Consider the following 14,788-nt stretch of genomic DNA (forward strand, 5'->3'; position numbering starts at 1 on the left):
CGATCAGCCAATTTGTGTATAAATTTGCGCCCTCAGACACACATCGTTAAGATCGTTCTACGCCTTGTGATTCGAGTAACTTACGTGAAACAAAACGCCATACAACCTGCCAACCTGGAATTCAACGCTGAGGGTACACCTGTTTCCCGAGATTTTGACGATGTCTATTTTTCCAATGACAACGGTCTGGAAGAGACCCGTTACGTTTTCCTTGACGGAAACCAGCTCAATGAACGCTTCCCAACTCATTCACGCCCGTTATTTATCGTGGCCGAAAGCGGGTTCGGCACCGGATTAAATTTCCTGACGCTATGGCAGGCATTTGACGTTTTTCTTCGCCATCATCCACAAGCTACCCTGCAAAGATTACATTTCATCAGTTTCGAAAAATTTCCGCTGAAAGCAGACGACCTGCGCCTTGCGCATCAGAGCTGGCCAGAACTGACGCCATGGGCCGAGCAGCTTCAGGCGCAGTGGCCTCTGCCTGTCGCCGGCTGCCATCGTCTGCTGCTGGACGACGGACGCATAACGCTGGATTTATGGTTTGGCGATATCAACGAGCTGACCGATCGGCTTGATGATTCGCTGAACCAGCAGGTGGATGCCTGGTTTCTTGATGGTTTTGCACCAGCAAAAAATCCGGATATGTGGACGGCGGAACTCTTTGCGGCAATGGCTCGTCTGGCAAGACCCGGCTGTACCCTGGCCACCTTCACTTCCGCAGGCTTTGTGCGCCGCGGCCTGCAGGAAGCCGGTTTCAGTATGCAGAAACGCAAAGGTTTTGGCCGCAAGCGCGAAATGCTCATCGGCGAAATGAACCAGCAGCTGACCTTTCCCGGGCGTACGCCGTGGTTTACCCGCAGCGGCACGGAGCAGCGCGATGCGGCGATTATCGGCGGGGGGATCGCCAGCGCCCTGCTCGCGCTGTCGCTGCTGCGCCGCGGATGGCAGGTGACACTATATTGCGCCGACGGCGCTCCGGCAGAAGGGGCATCCGGAAACCGCCAGGGAGCGCTCTATCCGCTGCTCAGCCAGCACGATCCCGCTCTGGCTCAATTTTTCCCGGCGGCGTTTACTTTCGCCCGCCGCCTCTACGACCATCTTCCGGTCATGTTCGATCATGACTGGTGCGGAGTGACGCAGCTGGGCTGGGATGTCAAAAGCGCGCAGAAAATCGCCCAGATGGTTGAGCTGAATCTACCTGCGGAAATCGCCGTTGCCGTTAACGCACAGGCCGCAGCCGAACAAACCGGCGTCGAAACCGGCTGCGGAGGAATAACCTATCCTGCCGGAGGCTGGCTCTGTCCTCAGCAGTTAACGACTGAACTACTGGCTCTTGCCGCGGCTCGCGGACTGCGCGTTCACTATAATCATCCTGTAGAGGCAATCTGCGCTGAGAATAGCGGTTGGCAATTAAACCAGCGTCAGTACCATGAGGTAGTCGTGCTGGCTAATGGCCATCAGCTGACCAGCTTCAGCCAGACGGAGCATCTCCCCATGTATCCGGTCTCCGGCCAGGTCAGCCATATTCCGACCACGCCCGGGCTATCATCACTGCGGCAGGTCCTGTGCTACAACGGCTATTTGACGCCGCAAAACCCGCACAACCGGCAGCACTGCATTGGCGCAAGCTACCATCGCGGACAGACGGATACCGCGTTTAGCGCCGACGATCAGCAACAGAATCGGCAGCGCTTGATAGACTGTTTCCCGCAGGCGGAATGGGCGCGGGAGGTTGACGTTAGCGCGAATGAAGCCCGCAGCGGCGTGCGCTGTGCAACCCGCGATCATTTGCCGATGGTGGGTAACGTGCCGGATTATGACGCCACCTTAAGTGAATACGCCTCGCTGGCCGAACATCATGAACAGGCAGGAGAAGCGCCGGTTTACCACAATCTGTTTATGCTGGGAGCGCTGGGTTCACGCGGCCTATGCTCCGCTCCGCTGGCAGCAGAGATTCTGGCGGCGCAAATGAGCAATGAGCCATTACCAATGGACAAAGAAACGCTAGCGGCGCTGAATCCGAACCGTTTATGGGTAAGAAAGCTGCTGAAAGGTAAGGCGGTGAAATAAGCGGGGAAAATCGGCCCGGCGGAGCAAACACCGGGCTGCAGCTGAGGAGTACTACTGCTGCATCGCTTTCTGATACAAGCTTTCCCACATTCCCTGCACCAGAATCTGGTCCGGCGGCGACAGTTCACCTGCGCTGATGGCTTTTTCCAGGCTTTGGGCCACTTTCTCGTGTACCGCCTGCGCGGTATGCGCTTCTTCTCCCTCCAGCTCGGCCACCGCCAGCGTCAGGTGGCCGCGCAGATAACCGCCGGCAAACAGTTCATCATCACTGGCGTGGTCTACCATATTGTCAATTAACGCCAGAATGCGTGATTCAAACTCCGCGATCATCATCTTTCCTCATAGTATATAAAGCGTGGCCTTAGTGCAGGTCTTCCGGCCACGGGAACTGTTCTGCCGTCAAAGGCGGCGTTTGGTAATATTCTTGCAGCGCCTGAATAAAACGTGCGGGACGCTCGGGGATACCCTGCTCCAGATAGGTCATTACCTGGGCATGCACGCACCGCTGAAAAGCTATCCGGTCAGGCTCAAAATCTCCTTCCAGGTTGTCGCAGCTAACGTTAAACGGATATCCCGCCGCCACGCAAAACAGCCAGTCGAAGGCCTGAGGCTTCACCTCGACGTCTTCAAATTTTGACTGGGTCATCGCGTCGCGCCCGTCCGGGCAGTACCAGTAACCGAAATCAACCAGCTCGCGGCGCGCCTTCCCGGCAATGCACCAGTGCGATATCTCATGTAGCCCGCTGGCATAAAAACCATGGGCAAAGACGATGCGGTTGTAAGGCACGTCATCATCTGCCGGAAGATAGATCGGTTCGTCATCGCCTTTGATCAGACGAGTATTAAATTCATCGGCAAAACAGCCGTCGAAAATTTCAATCAGCTGTTCGTAATTATGCGTACTGTTCATTAGCTCATCCCCAACCAGTGGAGGATCTCCTGTCCATGGCTGTCATAGAGAAGTTTTGCACTCATCACCGCCGACACCACAACGATCATCGGTCGAATCAGTGACTGTCCTTTGCTCAGCACCAGACGCGATCCCGCGCGCGCGCCGATAAACTGCCCGGCCATCATCACAAAACCAGTAGCCCAAATCACCTTGCCGCCAATGATAAACAGCAGCAGGCCGCCAACGTTAGAGGTCGCGTTAAGCAATTTGGCATGCGCGGTCGATTTCGCCAGATTGAACCCGGCCAGCGTGACGAAAGCCAGCGCGTAAAAAGATCCGGCCCCCGGGCCAAAAAAACCATCGTAAAAACCAACGCAGCCGCCAGCGACCAGGGCGAACGGCAGTCCGTACAGACGGCGCTGCCGGTCCTCCTCACCGAGCTTCGGCATCAGCAGAAAATAGAGACCGATGCCGATCACCAGAATAGGCAGTATTTGCTTAAGAACGTCGGACTGGACGTGCTGGACCAGCAGCGCGCCGCCGGTCGAACCGAGAAAGGTCATCAGAATATTAAGCTTCTGATCGGCCAGATTCACTACCTTGCGGCGAATGAAATAAAGCGAAGCGGACAGCGACCCGCCGCAGGCCTGCAGCTTGTTAGTTGCCAGCGCCTGCGCGGGAGGCAGGCCCGCCGCCATCAGGGCCGGGACGGTTAATAGCCCACCGCCGCCCGCCAGCGAATCAATAAATCCCGCCAGAATAGCCACAAAGAACAGCACGACAAGAACCGTCGGTGACACCATAAAAAGGTCGATAAAACTATCCATTAAAGAATATGCTCATCCAGTAGCGCCTGGCAGGAAGGCGGCAGCGGAGGCGGCGCCTTCTTCACAGGAGGGGTTGATCCTGGCTTAGGTGGTTCAAACCAGCTTTGCAATTCGGCACCACAGCCGTCTCCTGCCGGAGGCGGAGCCTGGTCTTCACATTCGAGGCTGCCGGCCGGACAGCGCAGACGCACGTGCATATGCGCCCGGTGCTGGAACCACGGGCGCACTTTACGTAACCAGTCGCGATCGCCACCGGCATCCAGGCATAATTGCTGTTTAATCGCCGGGTTGACGAAAATGCGCGTAACTTCACTATCCTGCGCCGCCATCTTAATCAGCTGACTGATTTGCGGGCTCCACAGAGACGGCGCCACGCGTTTACCGTCGCGGGCCACCAAATCCAGCGCCTGCGGTTTCAGCAACTGTGCGGAAGTCCAGCGGGATTGCGGTAGTTGCAGGAAAATATCGACATCCAGCCCGGACTGATGGCTGGCATGCCCGCCGTTGAAACGGCCACCTGCCGGCATTCCCATATCGCCAATCAGTACCGTTCCCATGCCTTTATTGTGCACCCGATCGCTCAGACGCTGAATAAACTGGACGAGATCCGGATGACCGAAGTAGCGACGCTGATCGGTACGCATGACCTGATAGCCGGTAGCGTTTAGCGGCAGCGCCTGCGCGCCAACGATACAGCCATTCGCAAATGCGCCGATGGACTGCGGGCTCCCGCTGACGGGCTGGGTGATTTTCTGCCACGGCGTCGCCGCCAGGCTGGTACCGCTGGCGAGGAGCGCCAGCAGTGCGATAACGGTTTTTTTCATCTGTTACCAGCGTGGAATTGATGTCGTCACGTCGCCGTTTTGCGCGCGCTGACGCATAAAGTGATCCATTAGCACGATCGCCAGCATCGCTTCGGCAATAGGTACTGCACGAATACCGACACAAGGATCGTGACGCCCTTTGGTGATCATCTCAACTTCTTCGCCAAAGCGATTAATCGTGCGCCCCGGAACGGTAATGCTGGAGGTTGGCTTCAGGGCAATATTCGCGACGATCTGCTGACCGCTGCTGATACCACCGAGAATACCGCCCGCATGATTGCTCAGGAAACCCGCATTGGTAATTTCGTCGCGGTTTTCGCTGCCGCGAAGCTTGACCACCTCAAAACCATCGCCAATTTCCACTCCCTTCACCGCATTGATGCTCATCAGCGCGTGCGCGATATCGGCATCCAGACGGTCGAACACCGGCTCGCCGAGCCCCGGCGGTACGCCGTCGGCCACGACGGTCACCTTCGCTCCAATGGAGTCGCCCTCTTTTTTCAGGCTGCGCATCAGTTCATCAAGCGCTTCAATTTTGTCCGGATCCGGACAAAAGAACGGGTTTTGTTCTACCTGCTCCCAGTCTTTGATAGCCAGAGGAATATCGCCCATCTGGGTCAGGCAGCCGCGGATCACGATGCCAAATTTTTCAGCGAGGAACTTCTTGGCTATCGCCCCGGCGGCCACGCGCATAGCGGTTTCGCGCGCGGAGGAACGACCGCCTCCGCGATAGTCGCGCAGACCGTATTTTTGTTCGTAGGTATAATCAGCGTGTCCGGGACGGAAAACATCCTTAATAGCGCCGTAGTCCTGAGAGCGCTGATCGGTATTCTCAATCAGCAGACCAATGCTGGTCCCGGTCGTCACGCCTTCAAATACGCCGGAAAGGATCTTAACCTGATCCGGCTCGCGGCGCTGGGTGGTATAGCGTGACGTTCCCGGACGACGACGATCGAGATCGTGCTGCAGATCGGCTTCGGTTAAAGGAATGCCCGGCGGCACACCATCGACGATGCAGCCAAGCGCCAGGCCGTGCGACTCGCCGAAAGTGGTCACGCGAAAGAGTTGTCCTATTGTATTTCCTGCCATCACGGCTCCGTTCTTGTCGTTATGTTTGCGTGTTGTTTTTAGTCTTTATAGATGCCGAAATGCGCGCGGGCGGCAATCAGCTGCGGTTTGGTCAGCATAAAGACGCCATCGCCGCCGTTTTCAAACTCCAGCCAGGTAAACGGTACATCAGGATACTGCTCCATCAGATGTACCATGCTGTTACCGACTTCACAAATCAGGATACCGTCATCGCTGAGATAATCCGGCGCGCAGGCCAGAATCCGGCGAGTCAATTTCAAACCATCGCTGCCGGAAGCCAGGCCTAGCACCGGTTCATGACGGTATTCGCCCGGCAGGTCGGACATATCTTCTTCATCAACGTACGGCGGATTGGTTACGATCAGATCGTATTGCACCTTCGGCAGGTCGCGGAAAAGATCGGAACGAATCGGCGTAACATTGTGAATTAAACCATGCTCTTCGACGTTCAGCTCGGTTACGGCCAGCGCGTCCTGGGAAATATCCACCGCATCGACTTCCGCTTCCGGGAAAGCGTATGCGCAGGCAATAGCAATGCAGCCGCTGCCGGTGCACATATCCAGGATGTGCTGCGGATAGTGGTCAATCAGACCGGAAAAATGATTATTAATGAGTTCGCCAATCGGCGAGCGCGGTACCAGCACGCGCTCATCAACGTAAAATTCATGACCGCAGAACCAGGCTTTGTTGGTCAGATAGGCAACCGGAATGCGCTCGTTAATGCGGCGAATCACGCGCTCAACGATGCGGTGTTTTTCGCTGGAAGTCAGACGCGCGGTGCGCATATCTTCCGGAATATCGAGCGGCAGATACAGCGATGGCATAACCAGCTGCACCGCTTCGTCCCACGGGTTGTCGGTACCGTGTCCGTACCAGATATTTGCAGCGCTAAAGCGGCTAACCGCCCAACGCAGCATGTCCTGAATGGTATGAAGCTCATTTACGGCTTCATCAACAAAAATTTTATCCACGCTATCCCCCAGGGCACGCTCTGCTATAAATTCGGCGGCTAGTTTGCCACGAAGACGGGGATAAATCAGCATTCTTACGTCAGGCTAAAGGGGAAAAATAGGTTTTCCTTGCCCGGATGCGCGGCGAGTCGGGTAAACTAACGGCAAAGAAAAACTGAGATCTGGTAATGAAAAAGAAAACACCGCTAAGCGAGGAGGATCAGGCATTGTTCCGGCAGCTGATGACCGGCACGCGTCAGATTAAACAGGACACCATCGTTCATCGCCCACAGCGCAAAAAAATCACTGAAGTCCCGCCCAAGCGACTGCTCCAGGAGCAGGCGGATAATAGCCACTATTTTTCCGACGAGTTTCAGCCGTTGCTGAATACCGAAGGCTCGGTTAAGTATGTACGTTCAGACGTCAGCCACTTTGAGCTGAAAAAACTGCGGCGCGGTGATTATTCACCGGAACTGTTTCTCGATCTGCATGGATTAACCCAACAGCAGGCCAAGCAGGAGCTGGGGGCTTTGATTGCCGCCTGCCGTCGCGAACACGTGTTTTGCGCCTGCGTGATGCACGGGCATGGGAAGCATATTCTCAAACAGCAAACGCCGCTTTGGCTGGCTCAGCATCCGCATATTATGGCGTTTCATCAGGCACCAAAAGAGTACGGCGGCGACGCCGCACTGCTGGTACTGATTGAAGTGGAAGAGTGGCAACCGCCGGAGCTTCCGTAAACGTCAGCTCCGGAAGAAATCAGATAGCCTTCGCCATCTTCAAATTGCAGGGGCTCATTTGCCAGTTGAATTCGCCTTTGCCGCTGGTATCAAGCGTGACGCAGGCAATAGCCGAAGTGGTGAACATCGGGGGAGTTTCCCCCGGGCACAGCTCTGAGACGAGGTACCCCACCAGAGGGAGATGGGACACGACCAGCGCCGTTGCCACACCTTCATTCGCCAGCGCCTGAAGATAGGCGCTGACCATTCCAACATCGCCGCACGGCGTGAGTTCCGGCATCACGTCGACATCTTTTGGCAGATTCATGCACTCCCCAACGATCTCCAGCGTCTGTTCTGCACGCAGGTAGGGACTGACAAGAACCCGTTCAATATCCACTTTTTGACCTTTCAGCCAGGTTGCCATCTGACGGGACTCATCGCAACCGCAGACGGTTAATGGACGAACCGAGTCACTGGCTGCATCGAGGGCAGCGTCGCCGTGACGCATGATAAAAACTTGCATATTGCACCGCTTTTGTTAACCAGAAGCACCGAAATCTTCCTGACGTAATTGATACGCAGACGACTCGGTGGCCGGGCATTGTGCCTGATCCATTCAACGAATGAAACGCTGTTTTTTACCTCAATGGCGTAAGTATAGTCAACTATTGCTTACAAAATCGCCAAAGGACAGCACCATTCACTGGCGGATTTACCTTCTTTGACCACAACTTAGGTCGTACGTTCATCAGCGGGCCAAAAGGTCGCCCCCTGCTCAGCCATATGTAACAAAGTGTCACATGGCGTAAAACGCGGGCCGTACTGTGCGGCCAGGCGCTGCAAAATCGCTGCGACTTCCCCCGCACCGAGCTTATCCATATAGCGGAACGGGCCGCCAAGAAACGGCGGAAAACCAATACCAAACACGGCGCCAATGTCGCCATCCCGGGCGCTACGAATAACCCGCTCATCAAAGCAGCGAGCCGCTTCGTTAAGCATCATCATTACGCAACGTTCAGCCACCTGCTGCGCGGATAAGCGAGCCTGTGGAGAAGATACTCCCAGCAAAGAGTAAATCGCCGGGTCGGGTCTTTTTTTGCTTTTACGCCCTTTTGGCTCATAAAGATAGAAACCCCGGTTATTTTTTCTACCTTTGCGATCGTCATTCAGAATCGAGCTAATGATGTTTGCAGGCGGGCTAAAACGTTCCCCCCATGCGGCCTCCAGAACGGGAATAATTTTGGTACCGGTATCGATCCCTACTTCATCGAGAAGCTGAATAGGGCCAACCGGAAAACCAAATTTAACCAACGACTTATCAATATGTTCTACCGGCTCCCCTTCCGTTAACAGACGCATTGCTTCATTAATATAGGGGGCCAGGATACGGTTAACATAAAAACCGGCTTTATCGGCCACCACAATGGGCGTTTTACCCTGCAGTTTCGCGAGCTTTACCGCCGTCGCAATAGTCTGCTGGTCCGTACCTGAATGGGGAATCACCTCCACCAGCGGCATTTTGTCTACCGGACTAAAAAAGTGAAGCCCGATAACCCGCTGCGGCCTGCTTGCGTGCGCTGCGATATCACCGATCGGCAAAGACGAAGTGTTAGAAGCAAAAATAGTTTCCGCACTACAGTGCTGTTCGACTTCACTCACCATTTTCTGCTTAAGCGCCAGATCTTCAAATACAGCTTCTATCACCACATCGCGATGAGCGAACCCTTGATAATCCAGAGAACCGGAGATTAATGCCAACTGACGGTCGCGCTCGCTGGCGCGCAGATAGCGGCGGCGTACTTGTTTGTCGAGCAGATCCCAGCTGTACTTCAATGCATGATTGATCCCGCGCGGCTGAATGTCTTTGATACGTACCGGCAACCCACCTTTACACGCGGTGACGTAGGCGATGCCGCCGCCCATTAGTCCGCCGCCAAGGATGCCAACGCTGCGCAGCGCGCCAGGCTCAGCCTCCGCGCCGCGATCTTTTTTCAGATCGGTGCTGGCGAAAAAAATCGAACGCAGCGCCTGTGATTGCGATGTCATCGCCAGCTCGCCAAATGCGCGAGCCTCCTCTGCATATCCGCTACCGCTGCCCTGAGCGAGTCCGGTTTCAATCACCTGCAAAATGCGCTCTGCCGCCGGATAGTTCCCCTGCGTCTTCTGATAGGTCTTTTTCGCAACCAGACGAAACAGCAGGCTGCGGGCAAGAGGACCCGCGAGTATCCTTTCACGCGCCGACACGCTTCGACTTGCCGGGCGCCCCTTCAGGGCCAGTTCAACCGCGGTTTGCAATAAAATCGCCCGTGGTACGACATCATCAACCAGCCCGGCCTTCAGCGCCTGACGCGGGCGTAGCTGTTTGCCGGTCAGGATCATCTCCAGCGCCCGACTGACGCCAATTAAGCGCGGCAGACGCTGGGTTCCACCAGAACCCGGTAATAGCCCCAGCTGAACCTCCGGTAGACCAAGCCGGGTTTTATCATCATCGCTGCATACTCGACCGTGGCAGGCCAGCGCCAGCTCAAGCCCGCCGCCCATACATGCGCCATGGATAGCGGCAATCACCGGAATCGACAGCCCGTGAATCTCGGCCATGATTTGCTGTCCCTGACGGGCCAGCGCCTCCGCCTCCTGAGCGGTATGACAGCGGGCAATCATATTGATATCAGCGCCGGCGATAAAATTATCCGGTTTTGCCGAAATAAACACCGCGCCGCGCAGTTCTTTATTGTCACGGATCTGCCGGATAATCCCCCGAACCTCGCTGGCAAACTCAGCTTTCAGGGTATTCATTTTTTCGCCGGGCGCATCAATAGTAATGACCGCGATATTGTCCGGGCGAACCTCAAACGTAAATGCCGATATGGTTTCCATTATTCTGCCTCCAGAACCATGGCGGAACCCAACCCACCCGCCGCGCAGGCGGTGACCAGACCAAACCCGCCGCCGCGTCGCCGTAGTTCATGTAGTGTTTGGGTAATCATTCGCGCGCCGGTGGCGGCAAAAGGATGACCATAGGCTATCGAACCACCGAGCACGTTAAATTTGCTCTCATCGACTTCACCGATAGCCTGGGAGCGGCCAAGCACTTCGCGGGCAAAACGATCGCTTGCCATACACTGTAAATTCGCCAGCGTTTGGGCGGCAAAAGCTTCGTGCATATCAATCAGGGTTAAATCAGCCAGCGTCAGCCCTGCCCTTTCCAGAGCCAGCGGCGTCGACCACGCCGGGCCCAGTAGCATATCCTGTCGTACATCGATAGCGGTAAACGCATAGCTACGAAGATAGCCCAGCGGCACAATACCCAGCTCTTTAGCCCGGGACTCGGTCATCAGAATCACTGCCGCCGCGCCATCGGTTAACGGCGTACTGTTTGCGGCGGTCACGCTACCGTGTTTACGGTCAAAGGCCGGGCGTAACTTTTGGTAATCCGCCAGCGTTGAGTTTTTACGAATGTTGTTATCCTGTTCCAAAGGCTCGCGGAACGGCGGGGTATAAGCGGTCATCACTTCTGCCGCTAGCTTCCCCTCCTCCCATGCTCTGGCGGCAAGCTGGTGCGAACGAAGCGCCAGCCCATCCTGCCGTTCACGAGTGATGCCCCAGGTTTTTGCCATTTGTTCGGCGGTATCACCCATTCGCAGGCCGGTTGAGTATTCGGCCACCGCAGGCGGTACGGGGAGAAGGTCGCGAAAACGCAGACGGGAAAATAGCTTCAGGCGCTGTCCAAGGGTGCGGGCTTTGTTGGCATCAACAAGCGTCCGGGCAAGTTTTTTACTCACGCCAATGGGTAATACTGAAGAGGAGTCAGCCCCACCGGCGATCCCCGCACGAATTGTCCCTGCCATCAGGCTTTCCGCAACGTTGGCCACCGCCTGAAAGCTGGTCGCACAGGCGCGACTGACGCTGTAGGCATCAGTATGCACGCTCATGCCGGTTCCCAGCACAATCTCCCGGGCAATGTTCGGCGCCTCAGGCATCTGCACTACCTGACCAAAGACCAGTTGTTCTATTATTTCCGCGGGGATATTGCTGCGCGCCAGCATTTCGCCGACCACCAGCTTACCTAAATCAACGGCCGGAACGCCGTGGAATGCCGTCGCCTGTCGGGCAAACGGAGTACGTAAACCGCTGACTATAGCTATACGGTCGCCCTGGCGGGTGACTAGCGGTAATGCCTGACTCATAACGCTCCCCTGTTAATCAGTAAAACAAAGTGGTCTGACCTGATAACAGTTTTAACCAATATTTTACATTAAGCCAACCGGGGAACAGAAAAAGTGGGAGCCAAAACACATTGAATAGAAAAGATAACGCCCCTGCTATGAGGGGCGTCAGGGGAAGGATTAACGCAAGCCGAGCTGAAAAATCAGGGTTTCCGCTTCACAGCTGAAGACAAAGTCGATATCCAGCTTTATGCCGCCTTCCACCTCGGTAAAGGTAGGGGAGATTTTGCATGGCTCGGATTCAACGTTGCGCGCTCTTTCACTTAATGCGGCAAGCGTTGTTTCTGCTTCAGCGCGGTTAGCAAACACGCGGCTGTAGGATGCGGTGCAATCGCTGTTGTCCATAATGGTGCCTACATCCATACAGCAACAAACCGGGGTTTCATCAGCACTGCATTTACTCATCGTAGATTTCCTCTGTATATGCACTCTGGGTGCCAGATAAACAATGCGCTTATTTTACGCCCGGGACATACCCGCCTCCAGTCGTTAATGTCGACAAAGGATATAAGTGAGCGAAATCACACTTAAAAATGATCCAAAACAAAAATGGTCTCCTTCGGGGAGGTGGTTCCACGGCAAATTTGCCAACTGGATCGCGTTTCTTAGATCACAATTGAAAAAACTTATAAACAAACTTGCAACATATCATCTGGTCAGACCTATACTCAGCGCACTGGTCTGATTTCTCTGTGGTAAAGCAGACCCTACACTTCGCGCTCCTGTTACAGCATGTAACATTGTTTAAATAAAAATAACTCTATGAGGTTATGGGCATGAGCCAGAAAACCCGCCTTACCCAATCTGCCCTGGCAGTGGCTGTAGCACTTGTTTCAAGCCAGGCCTTGTCGGCAGGCTTTCAGTTAAATGAATTCTCTTCATCCGGCCTTGGTCGCGCCTATTCAGGTGAAGGTGCTATTGCTGATGATGCAGGAAACGTCAGCCGTAACCCGGCGTTAATCATGATGTTTGACCGTCCGACCTTCTCTGGCGGTGCTATTTTCGTCGATCCTGATGTCAACGTTACCGGCAGTTCCATTATCGGTAATGACGCCAGCCAGGACAATATCGCCCCTACCGCATGGGTGCCTAACCTGCACTTTGTCGCGCCGATTAACGAGCAGTTCGGCTGGGGTGCCTCCCTCACTTCTAACTATGGTTTAGCCACCGAGTTCAATAACGATTTTGCCGCTGGCTCAATGGGCGGCACTACCGACCTTGAAACCTTAAACCTCAATCTGAGCGGCGCATATCGTCTTAACGATCACTGGAGTTTTGGCCTGGGCTTCGACGCCGTATATGCCCGAGCCAAGCTGGAGCGCTATGCAGGTGATTTACCGGAAATTATCGGCGATCAAATACCTGGGATGATAAAAGCAGGGAAACTCTCCCCGGCGCAGGCTGCCGCAATTGGCCAGCAGGCTGGCGGTATCAGCCGTGATACCCAAATCGCTCGACTTAAAGGGGATGAATGGGGCTTCGGCTGGAATGCCGGTATTCTATATGAAGTCGATAAAAACAACCGCTACGGCTTTACCTATCGCTCTGAAATCAAAGTTGATTTTGATGGCGATTATAAGAGCAGCCTGCCAGCATCCCTTAATCCAATCAACTCTGCCCTGGGTCTGGGACTGCCGTACGGTACCGGCGGATCGACCATTGGCGGCTCTCTGACGTTGAACTTGCCAGAAATGTGGGAAATCTCAGGTTATAACCGCGTAGCACCTAAATGGGCCGTACACTACAGCCTGGCGTATACCAGCTGGAGTCAGTTCCAGGAGCTGAAAGCAACAAAAACCAGCGGTGGCGAAACGCTTTTCTATAAAGACGAAAGCTTTAAAGATTCCTATCGTATCGCCCTGGGTACTACTTATTACTACGACGATAACTGGACCTTCCGTACCGGTATCGCCTTTGATGATAGCCCAGTCCCGGCTTCCAATCGCTCTATCTCAATTCCCGACCAGGACCGCCTGTGGCTCAGCGCGGGTACGACTTACGCCTTCAATAAAGATGCGTCAGTCGATGTGGGGGTTTCCTACATGCACGGTCAGCATGTCGAATTTCAGGAAGGCCCTTACACCTTTAAATCCGAAGGTAAAGCCTGGCTGTACGGCGCAAACTTCAACTACCGTTTCTGATAATCTGCAGCCACAAAAAAGGGTGAACATCATGTTCACCCTTTTTACTTTCTACCACTCGATCACTGTGAATCGATATCTTTAAGATCGCCCTCAATCGCCTGCGCGTTCGGGTTTTCGTTAGGTGAAAGCTTGCCGCCGTTGGCGATAAAGTCGTGACGCTGGAAGTAAGCTTCACGCATTAAGATGTACGGATCGGAGGACTGACGAAGCAAGCCGTCGGAATCCAGCAGCTGAGCGCGAGTTTCAATTCCTTCAAACACCCATTTACCGATAGACATCGGCCACGTCAGCCAGGAAAGAACCGGATACAAATCATCAGCCATATCACCACCTTCATCACGAAGGGTGAAGCTGCCATAGAAAGGCAATTGCACATATGGCCCATAACCGACGCCATAGTGGCCAAGCGTGCTACCAAAACGGCTTGGCTCAACGCGCTGCAGTTTCGGATTAGCCATGCCAGCCACATCAACCAGGCCACCCATACCAAGGAGGGTGTTCAGGAAGAAACGAGTAAAGTGCACCATACCTTTATAGGGATCGCCCTTGAGGAAGGAGTTTACCATTATCGCTGGTTCTTCGAGGTTGCTGGTAAAATTACTCAGACCATTACGCGCCGGCTGCGGAACATAATCACGCCACGCCACCGCGACAGGGCGAAGAAGATAGGGATCAACAACATTGTAGTTGAAGTTGAACATGGTACGGTTAAAGCCTTCAAGCGGATCTGAACGCCCCTGCGGTAGATCGCCAGAACTAGAACTGGCGCATCCCACCAGCAATGTGGTGCCAAGCGCAAGCGCCGACAGGCGAAAATTCATAGGTGTCTCCCTGTTAATTTAAGCTATCGCTGGGGGTTATCCGAGGACAGCAGCCTCCGTGAAGATATCGCCCGTAAGCATGTGTCAGCTTTCAGCATAGCCTTTTTTGGCATCGATGTTGATGCCCCGATTTTATACACATTTTGCAATTTCCGTATTGCTAATCTTGTCATTGTGAAGAATTTAGGAGCTTACCCGACCCGAATAGCTGAAAGCGCTC

The 14,788-nt window shown here is 54.5% G+C and carries 14 protein-coding genes; 3 read left to right on the forward strand and 11 right to left on the reverse strand.

Translation table 11 applies throughout. The features are described 5' to 3' along the window. Positions 1-84 precede the first annotated feature (84 nt). Complete coding sequence (mnmC, locus tag GJ746_RS17835; RefSeq protein ID WP_154681398.1) at positions 85-2,073, forward strand: bifunctional tRNA (5-methylaminomethyl-2-thiouridine)(34)-methyltransferase MnmD/FAD-dependent 5-carboxymethylaminomethyl-2-thiouridine(34) oxidoreductase MnmC; 1,989 nt, start codon at positions 85-87, stop codon at positions 2,071-2,073. Positions 2,074-2,124: 51 nt separating this feature from the next. Here mnmC and GJ746_RS17840 read toward each other — a convergent pair whose 3' ends face one another. The 6 genes from GJ746_RS17840 to prmB are packed head-to-tail and all read right to left on the reverse strand — an operon-like array spanning position 2,125 to position 6,676. Continuing rightward, the gene (locus GJ746_RS17840) at positions 2,125-2,403 is read right to left on the reverse strand and encodes a YfcL family protein (protein ID WP_154682767.1); all 279 of its coding nucleotides are present in this window, start codon (positions 2,401-2,403) and stop codon (positions 2,125-2,127) included. Between the two features lie 31 nt (positions 2,404-2,434). After that, entirely contained in the window at positions 2,435-2,983 is a 549-nt protein-coding gene (locus GJ746_RS17845; RefSeq protein WP_154681399.1) for an elongation factor P hydroxylase, read from the reverse strand. After that, positions 2,983-3,792, reverse strand: a complete 810-nt coding sequence (locus GJ746_RS17850; RefSeq protein ID WP_154681400.1) for a sulfite exporter TauE/SafE family protein — start codon at positions 3,790-3,792, stop codon at positions 2,983-2,985. Before GJ746_RS17850 ends, GJ746_RS17845 begins: the two co-directional genes overlap by 1 nt. Then, positions 3,792-4,616 (reverse strand): penicillin-insensitive murein endopeptidase, encoded by an 825-nt coding sequence (gene mepA, locus GJ746_RS17855; protein WP_154681401.1) that lies wholly within the window; start codon positions 4,614-4,616, stop codon positions 3,792-3,794. Before mepA ends, GJ746_RS17850 begins: the two co-directional genes overlap by 1 nt. A 3-nt stretch (positions 4,617-4,619) precedes the next feature. Beyond that, positions 4,620-5,705 carry a chorismate synthase gene (gene aroC, locus GJ746_RS17860; RefSeq protein ID WP_154681402.1) on the reverse strand — a complete coding sequence of 362 codons (1,086 nt, stop codon included), beginning with the start codon at positions 5,703-5,705 and terminating at the stop codon, positions 4,620-4,622. Between the two features lie 38 nt (positions 5,706-5,743). Continuing rightward, positions 5,744-6,676 (reverse strand): 50S ribosomal protein L3 N(5)-glutamine methyltransferase, encoded by a 933-nt coding sequence (gene prmB / locus GJ746_RS17865; RefSeq protein ID WP_154681403.1) that lies wholly within the window; start codon positions 6,674-6,676, stop codon positions 5,744-5,746. Between the two features lie 167 nt (positions 6,677-6,843). On the opposite strand from prmB, the gene smrB reads away from it, so the two are divergent. Then, the gene (gene smrB, locus GJ746_RS17870; protein WP_154681404.1) at positions 6,844-7,395 is read left to right on the forward strand and encodes an endonuclease SmrB; all 552 of its coding nucleotides are present in this window, start codon (positions 6,844-6,846) and stop codon (positions 7,393-7,395) included. A 19-nt stretch (positions 7,396-7,414) separates the two neighbouring features. Here the strand turns inward: smrB and sixA are convergent, their stop codons facing one another. The 4 genes from sixA to GJ746_RS17890 all read right to left on the reverse strand — a co-directional run bounded on the left by sixA (position 7,415) and on the right by GJ746_RS17890 (position 12,008). Continuing rightward, complete coding sequence (sixA, locus tag GJ746_RS17875) at positions 7,415-7,900, reverse strand: phosphohistidine phosphatase SixA (protein ID WP_154681405.1); 486 nt, start codon at positions 7,898-7,900, stop codon at positions 7,415-7,417. 209 nt (positions 7,901-8,109) lie between these two features. Next, complete coding sequence (gene fadJ / locus GJ746_RS17880; RefSeq protein ID WP_154681406.1) at positions 8,110-10,254, reverse strand: fatty acid oxidation complex subunit alpha FadJ; 2,145 nt, start codon at positions 10,252-10,254, stop codon at positions 8,110-8,112. After that, positions 10,254-11,564, reverse strand: a complete 1,311-nt coding sequence (fadI, locus tag GJ746_RS17885) for an acetyl-CoA C-acyltransferase FadI (protein ID WP_154681407.1) — start codon at positions 11,562-11,564, stop codon at positions 10,254-10,256. The genes fadJ and fadI overlap by 1 nt, the downstream gene beginning before the upstream one ends. A 159-nt stretch (positions 11,565-11,723) precedes the next feature. Further along, a complete protein-coding gene (locus GJ746_RS17890) occupies positions 11,724-12,008 on the reverse strand; it encodes a YfcZ/YiiS family protein (protein WP_154681408.1) in 285 nt (94 codons plus the stop codon). Between the two features lie 371 nt (positions 12,009-12,379). On the opposite strand from GJ746_RS17890, the gene fadL reads away from it, so the two are divergent. Next, positions 12,380-13,744, forward strand: a complete 1,365-nt coding sequence (gene fadL, locus GJ746_RS17895; RefSeq protein WP_195908751.1) for a long-chain fatty acid transporter FadL — start codon at positions 12,380-12,382, stop codon at positions 13,742-13,744. Between the two features lie 62 nt (positions 13,745-13,806). Here fadL and mlaA read toward each other — a convergent pair whose 3' ends face one another. Beyond that, positions 13,807-14,568, reverse strand: a complete 762-nt coding sequence (gene mlaA, locus GJ746_RS17900; protein ID WP_154681410.1) for a phospholipid-binding lipoprotein MlaA — start codon at positions 14,566-14,568, stop codon at positions 13,807-13,809. Positions 14,569-14,788: the final 220 nt, after the last annotated feature.

The organism is Klebsiella oxytoca, from assembly GCF_009707385.1.
In the GTDB taxonomy this organism is placed as follows: domain Bacteria; phylum Pseudomonadota; class Gammaproteobacteria; order Enterobacterales; family Enterobacteriaceae; genus Klebsiella; species Klebsiella oxytoca_C.

Excerpts from the sequence above, each read along its gene's own strand:
- mepA (WP_154681401.1), bottom strand. The coding sequence starts at position 4,616 with ATGAAAAAAACCGTTATCGCACTGCTGGCGCTCCTCGCCAGCGGTACC.
- sixA (WP_154681405.1), bottom strand. The coding sequence starts at position 7,900 with ATGCAAGTTTTTATCATGCGTCACGGCGACGCTGCCCTCGATGCAGCC.
- GJ746_RS17890 (WP_154681408.1), bottom strand. The coding sequence starts at position 12,008 with ATGAGTAAATGCAGTGCTGATGAAACCCCGGTTTGTTGCTGTATGGAT.
- GJ746_RS17845 (WP_154681399.1), bottom strand. The coding sequence starts at position 2,983 with ATGAACAGTACGCATAATTACGAACAGCTGATTGAAATTTTCGACGGC.
- fadL (WP_195908751.1), top strand. The coding sequence starts at position 12,380 with ATGAGCCAGAAAACCCGCCTTACCCAATCTGCCCTGGCAGTGGCTGTA.
- fadI (WP_154681407.1), bottom strand. The coding sequence starts at position 11,564 with ATGAGTCAGGCATTACCGCTAGTCACCCGCCAGGGCGACCGTATAGCT.
- GJ746_RS17850 (WP_154681400.1), bottom strand. The coding sequence starts at position 3,792 with ATGGATAGTTTTATCGACCTTTTTATGGTGTCACCGACGGTTCTTGTC.
- aroC (WP_154681402.1), bottom strand. The coding sequence starts at position 5,705 with ATGGCAGGAAATACAATAGGACAACTCTTTCGCGTGACCACTTTCGGC.
- smrB (WP_154681404.1), top strand. The coding sequence starts at position 6,844 with ATGAAAAAGAAAACACCGCTAAGCGAGGAGGATCAGGCATTGTTCCGG.
- fadJ (WP_154681406.1), bottom strand. The coding sequence starts at position 10,254 with ATGGAAACCATATCGGCATTTACGTTTGAGGTTCGCCCGGACAATATC.
- GJ746_RS17840 (WP_154682767.1), bottom strand. The coding sequence starts at position 2,403 with ATGATCGCGGAGTTTGAATCACGCATTCTGGCGTTAATTGACAATATG.
- mlaA (WP_154681410.1), bottom strand. The coding sequence starts at position 14,568 with ATGAATTTTCGCCTGTCGGCGCTTGCGCTTGGCACCACATTGCTGGTG.